Origin of the sequence: Bacillus sp. 22483 (genome assembly GCF_052044605.1) — a bacterium.
In the GTDB taxonomy this organism is placed as follows: Bacteria; Bacillota; Bacilli; order Bacillales; family Bacillaceae; genus Bacillus; species Bacillus altitudinis.
Map to the genome: position 1 here is coordinate 160286 of NZ_JBQENU010000005.1, position 14786 is coordinate 175071.

Consider the following 14786-nt stretch of genomic DNA (forward strand, 5'->3'; position numbering starts at 1 on the left):
CGATGGAAATGGAACAAATTGTGTTTCAACTCATCCTGCACGGTGGTAATGGCAGAAGCTCGGCCATGGAGGCCATTACATGTGCAAAGCAAGGCAATTTTGATGAGGCGAAGCAAAAATTGCAGGAAGCACAAGACGCGTTAAATGAGGCGCATCACGCACAGACAGAGCTGATCCAGGGAGAAATCAGAGGAGAGAAAACCGACGTCAGTCTCTTGATGATTCATGCACAGGATCATCTGATGAACGCTATGACCGTCAAGGAGCTTGCAGCTGAAATCATTGAGCTCCATGAAAAAATGAAGCAATTCGGAGGTGTCAATTCATGAAAGACGGAATCAAAATTGTCACAATAGGCGGAGGATCAAGCTATACGCCTGAGCTCGTCGAAGGGTTTATTAAACGATATCAAGAATTGCCTGTAAAGGAATTATGGCTTGTGGATATTGAAGCAGGTCAGGAAAAGTTGAACATCGTGGGTGCCCTTGCAAAACGTATGGTCGAAAAAGCGGGTTTGCCGATTGAAGTGCACCTCACCCTTGACCGCCGGGCAGCTCTGAAAGATGCGGACTTTGTCACGACACAATTCCGTGTAGGACTGCTCGAAGCCAGAGCAAAGGATGAGAGAATCCCGCTTAAATATGGCGTCATTGGACAGGAAACGAATGGTCCAGGCGGGTTATTTAAAGGTCTACGCACCATTCCAGTCATTCTAGACATCGTGAAGGATATGGAAGAGCTTTGCCCAGATGCCTGGCTGGTGAACTTTACAAATCCAGCAGGCATGGTCACAGAGGCGGTGTTACGCTACACGAATCTGAAAAAAGTAGTCGGTCTATGCAATGTGCCGATTGGAATCAAAATGGGCATTGCAAAAGCGCTGGATGTCGATGTCGAACGCATTGAAGTACAATTTGCAGGCCTCAATCACATGGTCTATGGCTTAGATGTGTATTTAGACGGGGTCAGCATTATGGATCAAGTACTCGATGAATTAGGAAATCCAAATAGCCAGTGGTCCATGAGGAATATTGAAGCGAAAAACTGGGAGCCTTCTTTCGTCAAAGGCTTAGGGGTCATTCCATGTCCGTATCATCGTTATTACTATAAAACGAAAGATATGCTGGAGGAAGAACAAAAAGCGGCTCAAGAAAAAGGAACAAGAGCAGAGGTTGTGCAGCAAGTCGAGCATGAACTATTTGAGTTATATAAAGACCCAGATTTATCGATTAAACCGCCGCAGCTCGAAAAAAGAGGCGGGGCTTATTACAGCGATGCAGCATGTAATTTGATCAGCTCCATCTATAATGATAAACATGACATTCAACCGGTAAATACAGTGAACAGAGGAGCGATTGCTAGCATTCCGGCCGAATCAGCGGTTGAAGTGAACTGTATCATTACAAAGGACGGACCAAAACCAATCGCGACAGGTGATCTGCCTGTGGCTGTGAGAGGACTCGTTCAACAAATCAAGTCTTTCGAGCGTGTGGCAGCTGAAGCAGCTGTGACAGGAGATTACGAGACAGCTCTTGTCGCCATGACCATCAATCCACTCGTTCCATCTGACGAAATTGCAAAGCAAATCTTAGATGAAATGCTTGAAGCGCACCGTGAATATTTACCGCAGTTCTTCAAATCAGTAAATGCGTAAAATAAAATGGCCCCTTTATGGGGTCATTTTTTATGATTTTTTCATATGGAAACCGGAGAAAGCAGTGTATGATAGAAAAAACAACATGTACTGCTTCAAAGAAAGGACGGTTAGAATATGGTGGCAATTGGTTTAATGCTTTACGGCTTTATCGTTCAACCTCTACTTAGTTACGGCACAGTGGTTTTGTTTTTGTATGGAATCATCGCTTCATTTATTGGCCTGATTCGGCATAGACAGGATGTGTGGATGTATGTTCTCCGCTTGCTCGTTTGTTTTACTATTCCAGTAACCAATCTGTTAATGTATTTCGCAACCATCGGTGGAGATGAAAGAGACTTTGATTTCCAGCCGATGCCGCCAGTTTATCATCTTGTTTTTATCCTAGAACTCATCATCGTCTTTTTACCAGAGATCTTTTTACTGATCGAGAGAAAGCGGAGTATCAAAGGGAAACAGTGGATATATGCAGGGGCCATTGTGGGGATATCGGTCTTGTTTTGGTGCACGATTTGATTGAAGGCAGACTGACATCTAAGTCTTTTTCTCCTTTTTGTTGCGTAACCTCTTTCGCCTCACTTTTACAAAAGTAATGGAAAGAACAAAGATAGAAATTCCGAGAAACTTAAATAGAAAACGGGTGAAGAACGGTGAATCATCGAAACCTGTAGCGATGATGATCGATCCGATGCAAATCCCAAAGAACGCTAGTAAATAAGTAAAAAACATATCATCACTCCTTAAGCGTGGAATAGATCCACATTTTCCATTATGAGGTAGATAAGGAGATAAAGAAACAAAAAAAGAACCCTTCATCAAATGAAAGGTTCTTTCGCTTGCTTATGCCTGCTTGACGACCGAATCGACTTCTACTGTCCAGCCGAAGATATCTGGCTGAGTTCCTTTTTGGATTCCAGTAATCGCTTCGTACAATTTCTTCGATACTTCGCCTGTTTGACCATTTTGAATGACGTATGGCTGATCGTGATAAATTAATTCACCGACAGGAGAAATGACGGCTGCCGTTCCTGTCCCGAAGATTTCTTCAAGTTCACCTGACTGATGTGCTTCGATTAACTCATCAATTGAAATTTTACGTTCTGTCACAGGGATTTCCCAATGCTTTAACAGCTCAAGCACAGAATTCCGTGTGATCCCTTCTAAAATGCTGCCGTTCAGTTCAGGCGTCACGATTTCTCCGTTGATTTTAAAGAAGATATTCATACTACCGACTTCTTCAATATACTTTTTCTCGATGCCATCAAGCCACAGGACTTGTGAAAATCCTTTCGTTTCAGCAACTTGCTGTGCTTTCAGGCTTGATGCATAGTTTCCAGCTGTTTTGGCATTTCCTGTTCCGCCTTTAACAGCGCGGACAAATTCGTTTTCCACCGCAATTTTGACCGGATGAATGCCTTCTTTATAATAAGAACCTACTGGAGATAAAATGATGATCAGCTTATAGGTGCTTGACGGTGCAACACCTAAATAGGGCTCAGTAGAAATAATGAATGGACGAATATACAAAGAAGTGCCCTCTGCATCAGGTACCCAATCCTTATCAATGCGAATGAGTTCATTTAAGCCTTCTAAAACCGTTTCTGTATCAATTTGCGGGATACATAGGCGGTCATTTGATCTGTTTAAGCGTTCCATATTTTTTTCGGGACGGAATAAGAGAATCTTTTGATCCTCAGACACATACGCCTTCAAGCCTTCAAAAACAGATTGGCCATAATGATAAACCATAGAAGCTGGATCCATTGGAATCGCCTGATAAGGGATAATTCTCGGATCATACCAGCCTTTATCAATTGAATAATCCATCACAAACATGTGGTCTGTGAAGATTTTTCCGAATTCAAGTTGATCAGATTGAGGTTTTGGTTTTTTTGTTGAACTAAGTTCAACGCGGATGGGTTGTTTTGGCATCGTAAATCTCCTTGCTGTTTGATTATTTGAAAATTCTAATAATATGAAATAATTATGATTCTATTCTATACCTTCACAAAATATTAGCAATAGGTTTTCTGGAATTCAGACAAGAAAAATCTGTTAAAGCGCTTTCCTCCTCTCTGTCGTGGTTTTACTGAAGTTTCCCCTTAGAAATAAAATCCAATTTCATTATTAACTGATTAATCTGACAATTTAAAAGCAATTTGTTTTCCTGTAAGATATTCTTTCAACCATACACCTTTTGACTAGTACATTGCAAGGGGCATTGCCATATTTTAATCCTCTTTTTTTTAACCGATAAAGGTAGAAGAGAGTGGAAGGGAGCAAACAACGAGATGAAACGAATGATATCAGGCGCCTTATTGATTTTATTGATGACCGCCATTAGTTTTGGCTGTCAAGCGATGACGGAGGAGGCTGGTGCGAAGCAAGGTACTGCCTATTACGTCGCAGCAAATGGGAACGACAAACATCCAGGGACAAAGCAAAAGCCTTTCCGTACGCTGAAAAAAGCGGCAAGTATCGCGAAAGCTGGGACAACAGTTTATATGAGAGGCGGTACATACAAAGAGAAATTGATTGTCCGCCATTCTGGAACAAAGAAAGCACCAGTTGTTTTTCAAGCGTATGAAAAAGAGAAGCCTGTCATAAGCGGAGCATCTCTTAAAGGAAATCAAACAGACGGTGGTCTTGTGAAGATTGATCAAAAAAGCTATATCACCCTGAAAGGTTTGACAGTCGGTCATATTAAAACGAATCAAGAAGATGTGACACCCATCGGTATATTCATCACAGGAAGCGGCAAAGGCGTCAAACTGCTTAACAACCGTGTGTACGACATTCAGACGACACATCAAAATGGGAATGCTCATGGCATTGCGGTCTATGGAACGAAAGCACCAGCAGCCATTGAAGACATCGAAATCAAAGGAAACACTGTGGAAAAGTTAAAGCTAGGTTTTAGTGAAGCCCTTGTGCTAAACGGAAACGTTAAAAAATTCCGTGTGACACATAATACAGTCCGGCATACGGACAATATCGGGATTGATTTAATTGGTTTTGAGAATGTCGCACCTTCTAAAAAGTATGATCAAGTGCGAAATGGTGTCGTATCTAGAAACAAAGTTTATGAGATTACGAGTGTTGGGAATCCAGCGTACGGCAAGGACATCTCCGCAGGAGGAATCTATGTGGATGGCGGGAAAGACATCGTGATTGATCATAACATCAGCCATCATAATGACCTTGGGATTGAGGTCACAAGTGAACATAAAGGGAAGATGGCCGAACGCATTCGCATTGAGCACAATCAAGTATATTTAAATCGTTATACAGGCATCTCCATCGGCGGCTATGACAAGAAGCGGGGCGGAACCACAAACACGACCATCTCCCATAACATTTTGTACAAAAATGACACAGCCGGCTTAGAAGGCGGTCAATTGCTCATGCAATATCAATCGGTGAACAATCGAATCACGAATAATATCATGACAGCCAGTGCTTCGCATTACTTAGTCGTGAATCTTTACGAAGTGAACAAGAAGAATACATTCCAAAAGAATGTCTACGATGACCGCAAAGGTGCAAAAGCCTCACAGTGGGTATGGCACGGGAAATGGCTGGAAGGCTACAAAACGTATCGCTCGAAAAGCGGTCAAGATAAAGGATCAGCACACCTCAATCCCCAATTTGTGAATGAGAAAAAATATGATTTCCGTCTTAAAGCATCATCACCTGCTAAGAAAATCATCGGCAGTTAAACAAGGTATTCGGTGCAAATGATCATTTTAGAAATTTTCAAAAAAGTCATTGACATTGATGAGACATCACATTAAAGTAAAGAAGACATTTCAACTAAAACAAATTTCATAACGGATCTCTTATCAAGAGAGGCAGAGGGACTGGCCCTATGACGCCCAGCAACCGTTTCTATTTAAGAAATTGGTGCTAATTCCTGCAAAGCTGTTACAGCTTTGACAGATAAGAGAGGAAGACTTCCCGATACATGTTTCATGCAACGGTGATCAAGCCTCTCTTTATAAAGAGAGGCTTTTTTGATCTCTTTTTTTAGAATCAAAAGACTGGGTTCACAGGCATATTTCCACTTCTTCACCTAGTTTTCCGATGTGAAAAATAAAACAACTTGAGGAGGAACAGCAATGAAACGTAAATATTGGACATCATCTCTTGTATTATTGACGGTCCTGACCGTGCTATTATCTGGTTGCGGTACGGGATCAAGCGCAGGCTCAAAGGCTAATGCAAATGAAAAGGTCTCCTTTGACAATGTCCCGAAGCGATTTGCAAAAGGACAGGGAGCAAAAATTAAAGTCATCCGTAAAATTGGCGGGGACGATCATACTGCTCAGTTTTTAGCAGGAACGAAGGCAGAAGGTGAAGCGCTAGGCTTTACAGTAGATGTCTACACGGCAAATGGTGATACGGCGAAGTTTCATGATGCCATTTCTCAAGCACTAGAAGAAAACTATGATGGCTTTATCATCTCTCATGGGGATGATGAGGCGACAGTCGCTGATGTGAAGAAGATCACAGCGAAAGGCATTCCAGTTGTGGCGTTTGATTCAAATCCGAAGCTGAAGGACATCAAAGGGGTCACAGTGACGTCTCAAGATGACGAGCAATTAGCGGAAAAATCATTAGATGCACTCGTGGCTGATTTTAAAGGAAAAGCAAATATTGCGTATCTTTGGGTAGACGGATTCCCTCCAATGGTGAGACGAAACAAGGTGTACCAAGAAACGCTCAAACAGCATACAGGAATCAAGGAACTTGACCGATTTGGCGTTGCGGCCTCTGATACATCAGTTCAAACACAAAATGCGGTTGCGGCTATGCTAAATAAATATCCAAAGGGGAAACTGGATGCGATTTTTGCCACGTGGGATGCATTTGCGATTGGTGCCGCAAGAGCTTTAAAAGAAGCAGGAAGAACCGAAGTGAAAATATACGGTATTGATGTGTCTAATGCCGATCTGCAAGAAATGACTGCGAAAGACAGCCCTTGGAAGTACACTGCCGCTGTCGATCCGAAGCTCATTGGCGCAATCGACGTAAGGATTCTTGCGAAGAAACTAGCTGGCGAGAAAACGCCATCTTCCTATGACCTTGAGGCCTCTCTCATTTCACAAAAGCAGCTTCAGGATGCAGGAAAGGCCATCAATATGGTCAATCTTGCAGATGAAGTAAAAGGATTCGGATCATCGACTGCTTTTGAAGAAGACTGGATGAAGACCTTGAAGAAGCATTATGCAAAATAAACAACGTGCACTCTCTTTCATAGAGGGTGTTTCGTTTTTCAATTGACGATCAGGAGAGAAGGAGGACACCTATGACAGCGCCGCTTGTTCATATGAAAAACATTTCGATTGAATTCCCAGGAGTCAAAGCGTTAGATCAAGCAAATTTCACATTAAAAAAAGGCACAGTCCATGCCCTGATTGGGGCGAACGGTGCTGGGAAGTCAACGTTAATGAAAGTTCTCTCTGGTGCTCATTCACATTTTGAAGGAACCATCCACATCAATGGCGAGGCGGCGACCATTCATACACCGAAGGATGCGGCCTCATACGGTGTGCAGACCGTCCATCAAGAAGTGGATACAGCTCTAGTGCCTTATTTAAGTGTTGGCGAAAATATGATGATTCATGAAATGGAGAAAAAAACCTTCGTCCGTTGGAAAGAGATTCACCGCAAGGCAGCACAGCTGTTACAAGAGATGGACATTGACATCTCGACGAAGCGTCTTGTGAGTGATTTGACACTGGCAGAAAAACAAATGGTGCTCATTGCCAAGGCTGTGTCGATCAAATGCAGCATTTTAATTTTAGATGAACCAACCGCTCCACTTAGTCATGCAGAAACAAGCAAGCTATTCTCAATGATTCATCAATTGAAAAAGAACGGCACAGGCATCATTTTTATCTCGCATCGCATGCCAGAAATTTTCAACATCTGTGATGAACTGACTGTGATGAAGAATGGAACCGATGTGGCGGCGCACCTCATTAAAGAAACCGATCCAAAGCAGGTCATTGAAGAAATGCTTGGCGCGCCATTAGAGGATCAATTCCCATCTCGTACAACGCTTGAGGATGCACCGATTGTGCTTGACGTGAAAGAGTTGCATGACCAGCATAAATTAAACAACATTCATCTTCATGTGAAAAAAGGAGAAATTCTCGGGATTGCAGGACTAGTCGGTGCTGGTAAAACAGAATTGTGCAAAGCCCTATTCGGCGCCTCAGAAAAAAAGTCAGGCACTGTGCAGCTGCATGGTCAAACCATTCATATCAAGTCGCCTCATCACGCTGTGAGAGCGGGTATTGCCCTTGTGCCTGAAGAACGGAGAAAAGAAGGGATTCTAACAGAAGAAACTGTTGGATGGAACGTAACAGCTGCAAGTCTACGTTCGTTTACACGGCCGTTCAGCTTCTTACATCGTTCTAAGGAACGGAAGGCAGCAGATGGAATCGTCAAGCGGCTTGGCGTCAAGACACCTTCTCTTGAAGCGAAGGTGAAGCATCTATCTGGTGGAAATCAGCAAAAGATTGCGATTGGAAAATGGTTGTTGGCTGAGGCGGATGTCTATCTCTTTGATGAACCAACCAAAGGTGTAGACGTTGGAGCAAAAAAGGACATTTTCTCTCTCATTGCAGAACTAGCTGAAAGAGGAAAAGCGGTTATTTATGCTTCAAGTGAGCTTTCAGAAATTGCAGGAATCGCCGACCGAGTATACGTCTTATATGATGGCAGCATTGCCCGGGAAATGACGGCACCAATGACTGAAGAAGAGCTTTTATATCATTCAACAGGAGGACAATCATGAGTGAACGACAAGTTTCAGCCCCAGTTCAACAAATCAAGAAACAGCGGCCATCCTTTCATCTGTTTGATTTCTTTTATCAATATGGCACCATCTTAACGATTGTCGTATTGATTGTTGTCTTTGCGGCGGCAGCCAATCCGGCATTTTTACAGTCAGGAAATATCATCAATATTTTACGATCGATCTCGATTGTAACCATCATTGCGGTAGGGCTGACGATCTCACTAGCAGTGAACGGCTTTGATTTATCTGTAGGCTCAGTTGCTACGTTATCAAATGCAATTGTGATCTCCATGTTTGTATGGTTCTCGCAAAACCCACTCATTGCGATCCTTTCTGCGCTGGCGGCTTCTCTTATTGTCGGTTTGCTGAATGCTTGGATGATTGTCAAAATGAAGATTCCAGATATGCTCATGACACTAGCCATGATGTTTATCATTCAAGGGCTGGCACAAACCTATACGAAAGGTGCGACCATTTCTGAAAATATGGTGCTGCCTGATGGCACTTTTTCAACTGGCACCATCCCGGCCTTTTTCAGCAAGATTGGGCAGGTACCCTATATCATTTTGATTATGGCGGCCATTGTGCTTTTTGCACATGTTTTTATGACTTACACAAAGCATGGGCGATTGATGTATATCATTGGTGGAAATAAAGAAGCCGCTCGATTATCTGGTATTCATGTGAACAAATACAAAATCGCAGCATATCTGTTGTCTGCCTTATTTGCGGCGATCGGTGGTATCGTGCTGGCATCAAGGGTGATGACAGCAGAAATTAACGCAGGAACGCCATATTTAATGGATGGGGTAGCTGCTGCTTTTATCGGGTTTTCAGTCATGGGAGCAGGTAAACCAAACGCATTCGGTACGTTTATTGGTGCGGTGCTCATCGGTATTTTGCAAAATGGACTTGTGATGATGTCTGTCCCGTATTATGCAATGGATATCGTGAAAGGATCTGTACTTGCACTGGCACTCGCGCTGACTTATTACAAACAACGGGGCTAAGATGTACTTTTTTAAAACCATTTGCGTTCTCTCTCCGTCTAGTAAACGGAAAGCAGTGTAACAGCTGTTTGCCAAAAGGAGATGACAAAAAGAAATGAATATGTCAGCAACTCATGTAGAAGATTTGAAAAGTGTCATGGAAGACTGGAAAAATGAATTATTAGTATATAAATTTGCATTAGATGAAATGGATACAAAGTTTTCGATTATTAGTCAGGAATATAATTTAATCCATGGACACAACCCAATAGAGCATACAAAATCACGGATCAAATCCTTTGAAAGCATCGTGAATAAACTAGCGAGAAAAGGATGTGACATCACCACACAATGTGCCAAGGAGTACATACATGATATCGCTGGTGTCCGCATCATCTGCTCGTTTATTCAAGATATCTATAACATTATTGATGTTCTGAGGCAAAGAGAGGATTTAAAGATCCTTGAAGTGAAAGATTACATTCAGCATCCGAAACCAAATGGCTATCGAAGTCTTCATTTAATTGTTGAGATTCCTGTTTACCTAACGAATCGTGTGGAGCATGTGAAGGTTGAAATTCAGGTGCGGACCATTGCGATGGATTTCTGGGCGAGTCTCGAACATAAAATCTATTATAAACTGCAAAACGATGTTCCTCATCAGCTCACCGATGAACTAAAGGAAGCGGCAGATATCGCTCACTACTTAGATGAAAAAATGCAAAATATCAAACGAGAAATTGATTAACCAATAAAAAAGAGTAGCTGTTTTGAATGACAGCTACTCTTTTCAGTCTTATTAAGGGTTGGTGCCTCGATCTCTCTTTTGAATGATCGTACCGTCATCTTGCGATTGTGCAGACGGGCTGCCTTTTTGTGTAGAAGTGCCAATCCAAACACCTGTGAACAAGAGCGCAAAAATCGCACTTGAGATCAGCCATTTTTTCATCATACATCACTCCATCTTCTTAACAAGTTTTGAATGACAATGCCTTGTTCTGAAAATACATCGCTTCTTTCGGAAGACCATTTTCAGTTAAGTAGGCGGCTACATCCTGACAGATAGCCTCAAGATCAACAAGGAAATTCATAGATTCTAATTGATCACAATAAGAAATGATCTGCTCAATCATGTTGTCTGGCTGGAGCATCAATGTTTCTAAAATGGATAATTTAAGTGAAATGTTTCGTTGTTTTAAATTTTCTGCTTTTTGAAGTGAAAGCTGTACATAATAGTGGAACAAACCAGGCTTTTTCAGCTTAAACAGCGCTTTCGTGTAGGCATACAAGGCCAGTAAATAGCCGCCTGGAGAAGAAGTTTCGAATGCCTCAATCAATAAAGCCTTTTCTAGGAGCGGTACAGCTTCACTGTATTCATTTCTTAGACTTTTAATAAAGGCTGCATTGCAATACGCGTGACCAAGTAAATCTGGATCCTCCATCTGTTCGAGTGAGTGAATCACCTGTCCAAACAAAGCTTCTGCCTCTTCATATTTCGATTGATCCGCATAATTCAGAGCAAGCATCATTTGACAGCTGATTGATTTTTTCACATAACATGGATCTGCGTCGTAAATAGACGAAGCCTTTTTTAAGTGGTGGATGGAGAGAAGTGTGGATCTTATATTATAGTATAGACATCCTGTTTTATAATGGAATTCTGCCTTTTCAATGTCATCATGTACGAGATCTAATTTATCCTCGGCCAATTTCAAATGGTGAAATGCTGTATCTTGATTCCCTCTGCGCATTTCATACATGCCTTTAAAGAAATAGAAATAGTAGCTGAGCATATCATCTGTACGAATCGCATTTTCATCCACAAAAAGACTGTGATCTAACGAAGCTGTATCTTCGACTAAATCTTTGAAACGATATTCTAAAAGTTGATAGTAGAGTAAGACGTCTTGATTCTCTTCCATTCGATCAAATGCTTGAAGAATCTCTTCTTTTAGCTGTATTGCTTCTTGTATGTCTCTTTTTTTCATCAAGACATACCAGTCATTTAGCATATTTGCTACATCAACGGATGACAAAACACCTGTTTCTGCCAATTGGTATCCTCCTTTCTTCACCTATTCATTTCTGCTGATTCTTATTTGTCTGAATCATCTTTCCATATTAAGTATCTTCTTATATTTTAAGCGGTCTATCTCAATTTGTAAAACATGTTTTTTGATGTAAATTCAACCAGTAGTGAAAAAAATAGGGAGTAACGATCGGATTGTATACGCTTACATTTTTTTAGGTAAAAAGAGGATATTGAAAAAATATATCAGGATATCAATAGAGGAAGAGAGACAGTGAAAGAGGGTTTTTTCATAGGTGAGAAAGAAGTGTTATTTATAAAGGAGTGTTCTCGGTTTTTTGTGAGATTATATCACATGAATATTGTGAAACATGCTTCTTTCAGAATAAAATGAGTTATTCGCAAAAAAGTAAAATTTAAAGAGACTATCGATCTAGAATTGTATGGATCTTTGGTATTGATAAAAAATATCACACAGTATAGCTTTAGCGTGGTATAGTAAGATTGTTGTTGCGAATATTTAGACAAAACTGACAATTGGGGGTCGTGTTTTATGAAGAAATCGATGTTATTGATCATGGGACTAATTGTTGTGCTCGTCATGGCAGCCTGTGGTTCAAAATCAGACAGCGGTTCGGGAGAAGGCAAAGGCACATATAAAATCGGGATAGATGTAACATATCCGCCATTTGAATTTGAAAAAGGCGGCAAAACGGTGGGAATAGACGTTGATTTAATTAACGCCATTGCGAAAGACCAAGACTTCAAAGTGAAGCTTGAAGCAATGGATTTCTCAGGGATTATTCCAGCGATGCAAGCAGGTCAGCTTGATGTTGGAATGGGTGGTATGAGTATTACAGATGAGCGTAAAAAGAAAGTGGATTTCTCAGATCCATACTTCGACGCTGGTCTGACAGTTGTTGTGAAAAAGGACAGCAGCATCAAATCGATTGATGATTTAAAGGGGAAAAAGCTAGCTGTTAAAAATGGGACAACAGGTGCAAAATTTGCAACAGATAACGCAGACAAATATGGGTATGAAGTAGTTCAATTCAATGACAGTCCATCTATGTTCCAAGAAGTATCTAACGGAAATGCAGATGCTTTAATTGAGGATTATCCTGTCATTACGTATGCGATCGCACAGCAAGACTTGAAATTGAAAACAGTTGGAGATCGCTTGAATGGCGACCAATACGGGATCTCAGTGATGAAGGGTAAAAACCAGGACTTATTGAAGAAAATCAATAAAGGGCTGGAAAACCTAAAGAAAAACGGTGAATATGACAAAATTATTGAGAAATATTTGAAGTCATAACACAAGCGAGGCGCGCTCAGAGCGCGCTTTCTTTATGTGTCAACCGTATGTGAATTAGGGAGGGAGAAACATGGATACGATTGTTAATGCATTTCCGTATTTAATGGATGGTTTGCAAACCACTTTATATATCTTTGTTGTTGCTATCATTTTAGGTTTTATCATCGGGTTGATTGTGGCGCTATTCCGCCTGTCACCATTTAAAATCTTGAACTTTATTTCACTCGTTTTTGTCAATGCCATTCGAGGTACGCCATTTATCGTACAGCTATTTTTCATTTATTTTGGGCTAAATACACTTGAATTCATTTCACTTGACCGAGTACCGGCAGGGATTATTACAGTAGCAATTAACGCAGGAGCTTATTTCTCAGAAATTATTCGTGCAGGGATTCAGTCCATTGATAAAGGACAAACAGAAGCCGCACGCTCTTTAGGATTCACAGGTGGACAAAACATGCGTTTTATCGTTCTTCCACAGGCATTCCGCCGTATGCTTCCAGCCATTACGAACCAAGCCATCATCAGTTTGAAGGACACCTCTCTCTTATCGATTATCGGTATTGCTGATATCATGCAGAGGGGACAAGTTCAAGCATCGGCTACATTTGATCCTTTGAATGTCTGGCTCATTGTCGGTGTCATTTATTTCGTGATCATTTATTTACTTTCTCTACTGGCTAGCTACGCAGAAAGGAGATTTGATGTGAAATGAGTATGATTACGGTGAAAAACTTGAAGAAATCCTTTGGTGATAACGAAGTCTTAAAGGATATTAATGCAGTCATCGAGGAAAAAGAGGTTGTATGTGTCATTGGTCCTTCAGGATCAGGGAAAAGCACATTTCTAAGATGTCTCAATAAATTAGAGGATATTACGGCTGGAGAAGTTGTTGTCCACGGACATACGATTACAGACCCAAAAGTGAATATCAATAAAGTACGACAAGAAGTTGGTATGGTGTTTCAGCACTTTAATTTATTTCCTCATAAAACCGTGTTAGAAAATATCACGATCGCACCGGTGAAAGTAAAAGGGATGGAGAAGAAAGCGGCAGTCGATAAAGCATTAGACTTGCTTGAAAAGGTCGGCTTGAAAGACAAGGCCAAAAGTTACCCTAACCAATTATCTGGTGGACAAAAACAGCGTGTTGCCATTGCAAGAGCCTTGGCGATGGACCCGAAAGTGCTCTTATTCGATGAGCCGACATCTGCTCTTGACCCTGAGGTCGTTGGGGATGTTTTAGCTGTTATGAAACAATTAGCAGTCGAAGGAATGACGATGATTGTCGTCACACATGAAATGGGCTTTGCAAGAGAAGTGGGAGACCGCGTGATCTTTATGGATGGCGGATATATCGTCGAAGAAGACAAACCAGAAGCACTCTTTGGAAACCCGCAGCATGAGCGTACCAAATCATTTCTTAGTAAGGTGCTATAAAAAAAGAGTAAGAGCAGGTATGCTCTTACTCTTTTTCTTTTGTGACGAGAATGAATATACCGATTCGCATGCATTTCCTAGGAAATATTATCGTTGGAAGAACTCAATCCACTCTTGGTCTGGCCCTCGGAAAAAGAAGTAGCAATAGCCATTGGGCAATGTTGTGATTTCTTCATCTATTAGCTCAATTTGCAGCTTTTGAATACGGTTGAATTCCGCGTGAATATTATCTGTTGTAAAGGCGAGATGGTGGACCTTTCCTTCAGATGGAAGGTCACTGCTATACCCTTGAATGAGTTCAATTTCCGTTTCTGCTTCGTCTTTAAAGCCAAGAAAGGCAAGTTCAATGACTCCGTTTGTATGAGTGATGCGATCCTTTAATTTCATGCCCACCACTTTTTCATAAAAATCAATGGACTGATCAATATTTGTCACCATAATCCCTGTATGATCTAAGCGTAATGTTGTCAAAAAAGAGCCTCCTCTATGTCGAGTTGATATTTTTCTCCTCATCTTATCATAATAGAAGTAACGTATACATTCATATG

The 14786-nt window shown here is 41.2% G+C and carries 15 protein-coding genes and 1 riboswitch; of the genes, 11 read left to right on the plus strand and 4 right to left on the minus strand.

The window, feature by feature from the left end; translation table 11 throughout:
* The first annotated feature begins 2 nt into the window (after positions 1-2).
* The 3 genes from ACTJJQ_RS09820 (at position 3) to ACTJJQ_RS09830 (ending at position 2170) form a co-directional block, all read left to right on the plus strand.
* The gene (locus ACTJJQ_RS09820; protein ID WP_008345561.1) at positions 3-329 is read left to right on the plus strand and encodes a PTS lactose/cellobiose transporter subunit IIA; all 327 of its coding nucleotides are present in this window, start codon (positions 3-5) and stop codon (positions 327-329) included.
* A complete protein-coding gene (locus tag ACTJJQ_RS09825) occupies positions 326-1654 on the plus strand; it encodes a 6-phospho-beta-glucosidase (protein ID WP_007497885.1) in 1329 nt (442 codons plus the stop codon). The genes ACTJJQ_RS09820 and ACTJJQ_RS09825 overlap by 4 nt, the downstream gene beginning before the upstream one ends.
* Before the next feature lie 117 nt (positions 1655-1771).
* The gene (locus ACTJJQ_RS09830; protein WP_440600155.1) at positions 1772-2170 is read left to right on the plus strand and encodes a hypothetical protein; all 399 of its coding nucleotides are present in this window, start codon (positions 1772-1774) and stop codon (positions 2168-2170) included.
* A 324-nt stretch (positions 2171-2494) separates the two neighbouring features.
* Here the strand turns inward: ACTJJQ_RS09830 and ACTJJQ_RS09835 are convergent, their stop codons facing one another.
* Positions 2495-3586, minus strand: coding sequence for a branched-chain amino acid aminotransferase (locus tag ACTJJQ_RS09835; protein WP_008345553.1), 1092 nt, complete (start codon positions 3584-3586; stop codon positions 2495-2497).
* A gap of 359 nt (positions 3587-3945) precedes the next feature.
* On the opposite strand from ACTJJQ_RS09835, the gene ACTJJQ_RS09840 reads away from it, so the two are divergent.
* The 5 genes from ACTJJQ_RS09840 to ACTJJQ_RS09860 all read left to right on the plus strand — a co-directional run bounded on the left by ACTJJQ_RS09840 (position 3946) and on the right by ACTJJQ_RS09860 (position 10199).
* Positions 3946-5373: a right-handed parallel beta-helix repeat-containing protein gene (locus ACTJJQ_RS09840; protein WP_440600156.1), complete on the plus strand. Its 1428-nt coding sequence runs from the start codon at positions 3946-3948 to the stop codon at positions 5371-5373.
* Positions 5374-5490: 117 nt separating this feature from the next.
* A riboswitch (SAM riboswitch) is annotated at positions 5491-5600 on the plus strand.
* Between the two features lie 172 nt (positions 5601-5772).
* The gene (locus tag ACTJJQ_RS09845) at positions 5773-6891 is read left to right on the plus strand and encodes a sugar ABC transporter substrate-binding protein (protein WP_144667562.1); all 1119 of its coding nucleotides are present in this window, start codon (positions 5773-5775) and stop codon (positions 6889-6891) included.
* A 71-nt stretch (positions 6892-6962) separates the two neighbouring features.
* A complete protein-coding gene (locus ACTJJQ_RS09850) occupies positions 6963-8459 on the plus strand; it encodes a sugar ABC transporter ATP-binding protein (RefSeq protein ID WP_440600157.1) in 1497 nt (498 codons plus the stop codon).
* Complete coding sequence (locus tag ACTJJQ_RS09855) at positions 8456-9472, plus strand: ABC transporter permease (protein WP_440600158.1); 1017 nt, start codon at positions 8456-8458, stop codon at positions 9470-9472. Before ACTJJQ_RS09850 ends, ACTJJQ_RS09855 begins: the two co-directional genes overlap by 4 nt.
* A gap of 94 nt (positions 9473-9566) precedes the next feature.
* Complete coding sequence (locus ACTJJQ_RS09860) at positions 9567-10199, plus strand: GTP pyrophosphokinase (RefSeq protein ID WP_007497867.1); 633 nt, start codon at positions 9567-9569, stop codon at positions 10197-10199.
* Positions 10200-10250: 51 nt separating this feature from the next.
* Here the strand turns inward: ACTJJQ_RS09860 and ACTJJQ_RS09865 are convergent, their stop codons facing one another.
* On the minus strand, positions 10251-10400 hold the full coding sequence (locus ACTJJQ_RS09865; RefSeq protein WP_017368302.1) for a hypothetical protein: 150 nt from the start codon (positions 10398-10400) through the stop codon (positions 10251-10253).
* 19 nt (positions 10401-10419) lie between these two features.
* A complete protein-coding gene (locus tag ACTJJQ_RS09870; protein ID WP_058337081.1) occupies positions 10420-11505 on the minus strand; it encodes a tetratricopeptide repeat protein in 1086 nt (361 codons plus the stop codon).
* A 528-nt stretch (positions 11506-12033) separates the two neighbouring features.
* Here ACTJJQ_RS09870 and ACTJJQ_RS09875 point away from each other — a divergent pair.
* The 3 genes from ACTJJQ_RS09875 to ACTJJQ_RS09885 all read left to right on the plus strand — a co-directional run bounded on the left by ACTJJQ_RS09875 (position 12034) and on the right by ACTJJQ_RS09885 (position 14238).
* A complete protein-coding gene (locus ACTJJQ_RS09875) occupies positions 12034-12798 on the plus strand; it encodes a transporter substrate-binding domain-containing protein (RefSeq protein WP_007497862.1) in 765 nt (254 codons plus the stop codon).
* A 70-nt stretch (positions 12799-12868) separates the two neighbouring features.
* The gene (locus ACTJJQ_RS09880; protein ID WP_007497860.1) at positions 12869-13513 is read left to right on the plus strand and encodes an amino acid ABC transporter permease; all 645 of its coding nucleotides are present in this window, start codon (positions 12869-12871) and stop codon (positions 13511-13513) included.
* A complete protein-coding gene (locus ACTJJQ_RS09885; protein WP_025208197.1) occupies positions 13510-14238 on the plus strand; it encodes an amino acid ABC transporter ATP-binding protein in 729 nt (242 codons plus the stop codon). Before ACTJJQ_RS09880 ends, ACTJJQ_RS09885 begins: the two co-directional genes overlap by 4 nt.
* A gap of 87 nt (positions 14239-14325) precedes the next feature.
* Here the strand turns inward: ACTJJQ_RS09885 and ACTJJQ_RS09890 are convergent, their stop codons facing one another.
* On the minus strand, positions 14326-14709 hold the full coding sequence (locus ACTJJQ_RS09890; protein ID WP_008345541.1) for a VOC family protein: 384 nt from the start codon (positions 14707-14709) through the stop codon (positions 14326-14328).
* Positions 14710-14786: the final 77 nt, after the last annotated feature.

What these genes read in the sequence shown, in the direction of transcription:
- ACTJJQ_RS09820 (WP_008345561.1), top strand. Translation starts at nt 3, where the DNA reads ATGGAAATGGAACAAATTGTGTTTCAACTCATCCTGCACGGTGGTAAT.
- ACTJJQ_RS09825 (WP_007497885.1), top strand. Translation starts at nt 326, where the DNA reads ATGAAAGACGGAATCAAAATTGTCACAATAGGCGGAGGATCAAGCTAT.
- ACTJJQ_RS09830 (WP_440600155.1), top strand. Translation starts at nt 1,772, where the DNA reads ATGGTGGCAATTGGTTTAATGCTTTACGGCTTTATCGTTCAACCTCTA.
- ACTJJQ_RS09835 (WP_008345553.1), bottom strand. Translation starts at nt 3,586, where the DNA reads ATGCCAAAACAACCCATCCGCGTTGAACTTAGTTCAACAAAAAAACCA.
- ACTJJQ_RS09840 (WP_440600156.1), top strand. Translation starts at nt 3,946, where the DNA reads ATGAAACGAATGATATCAGGCGCCTTATTGATTTTATTGATGACCGCC.
- ACTJJQ_RS09845 (WP_144667562.1), top strand. Translation starts at nt 5,773, where the DNA reads ATGAAACGTAAATATTGGACATCATCTCTTGTATTATTGACGGTCCTG.
- ACTJJQ_RS09850 (WP_440600157.1), top strand. Translation starts at nt 6,963, where the DNA reads ATGACAGCGCCGCTTGTTCATATGAAAAACATTTCGATTGAATTCCCA.
- ACTJJQ_RS09855 (WP_440600158.1), top strand. Translation starts at nt 8,456, where the DNA reads ATGAGTGAACGACAAGTTTCAGCCCCAGTTCAACAAATCAAGAAACAG.
- ACTJJQ_RS09860 (WP_007497867.1), top strand. Translation starts at nt 9,567, where the DNA reads ATGAATATGTCAGCAACTCATGTAGAAGATTTGAAAAGTGTCATGGAA.
- ACTJJQ_RS09865 (WP_017368302.1), bottom strand. Translation starts at nt 10,400, where the DNA reads ATGAAAAAATGGCTGATCTCAAGTGCGATTTTTGCGCTCTTGTTCACA.
- ACTJJQ_RS09875 (WP_007497862.1), top strand. Translation starts at nt 12,034, where the DNA reads ATGAAGAAATCGATGTTATTGATCATGGGACTAATTGTTGTGCTCGTC.
- ACTJJQ_RS09880 (WP_007497860.1), top strand. Translation starts at nt 12,869, where the DNA reads ATGGATACGATTGTTAATGCATTTCCGTATTTAATGGATGGTTTGCAA.
- ACTJJQ_RS09885 (WP_025208197.1), top strand. Translation starts at nt 13,510, where the DNA reads ATGAGTATGATTACGGTGAAAAACTTGAAGAAATCCTTTGGTGATAAC.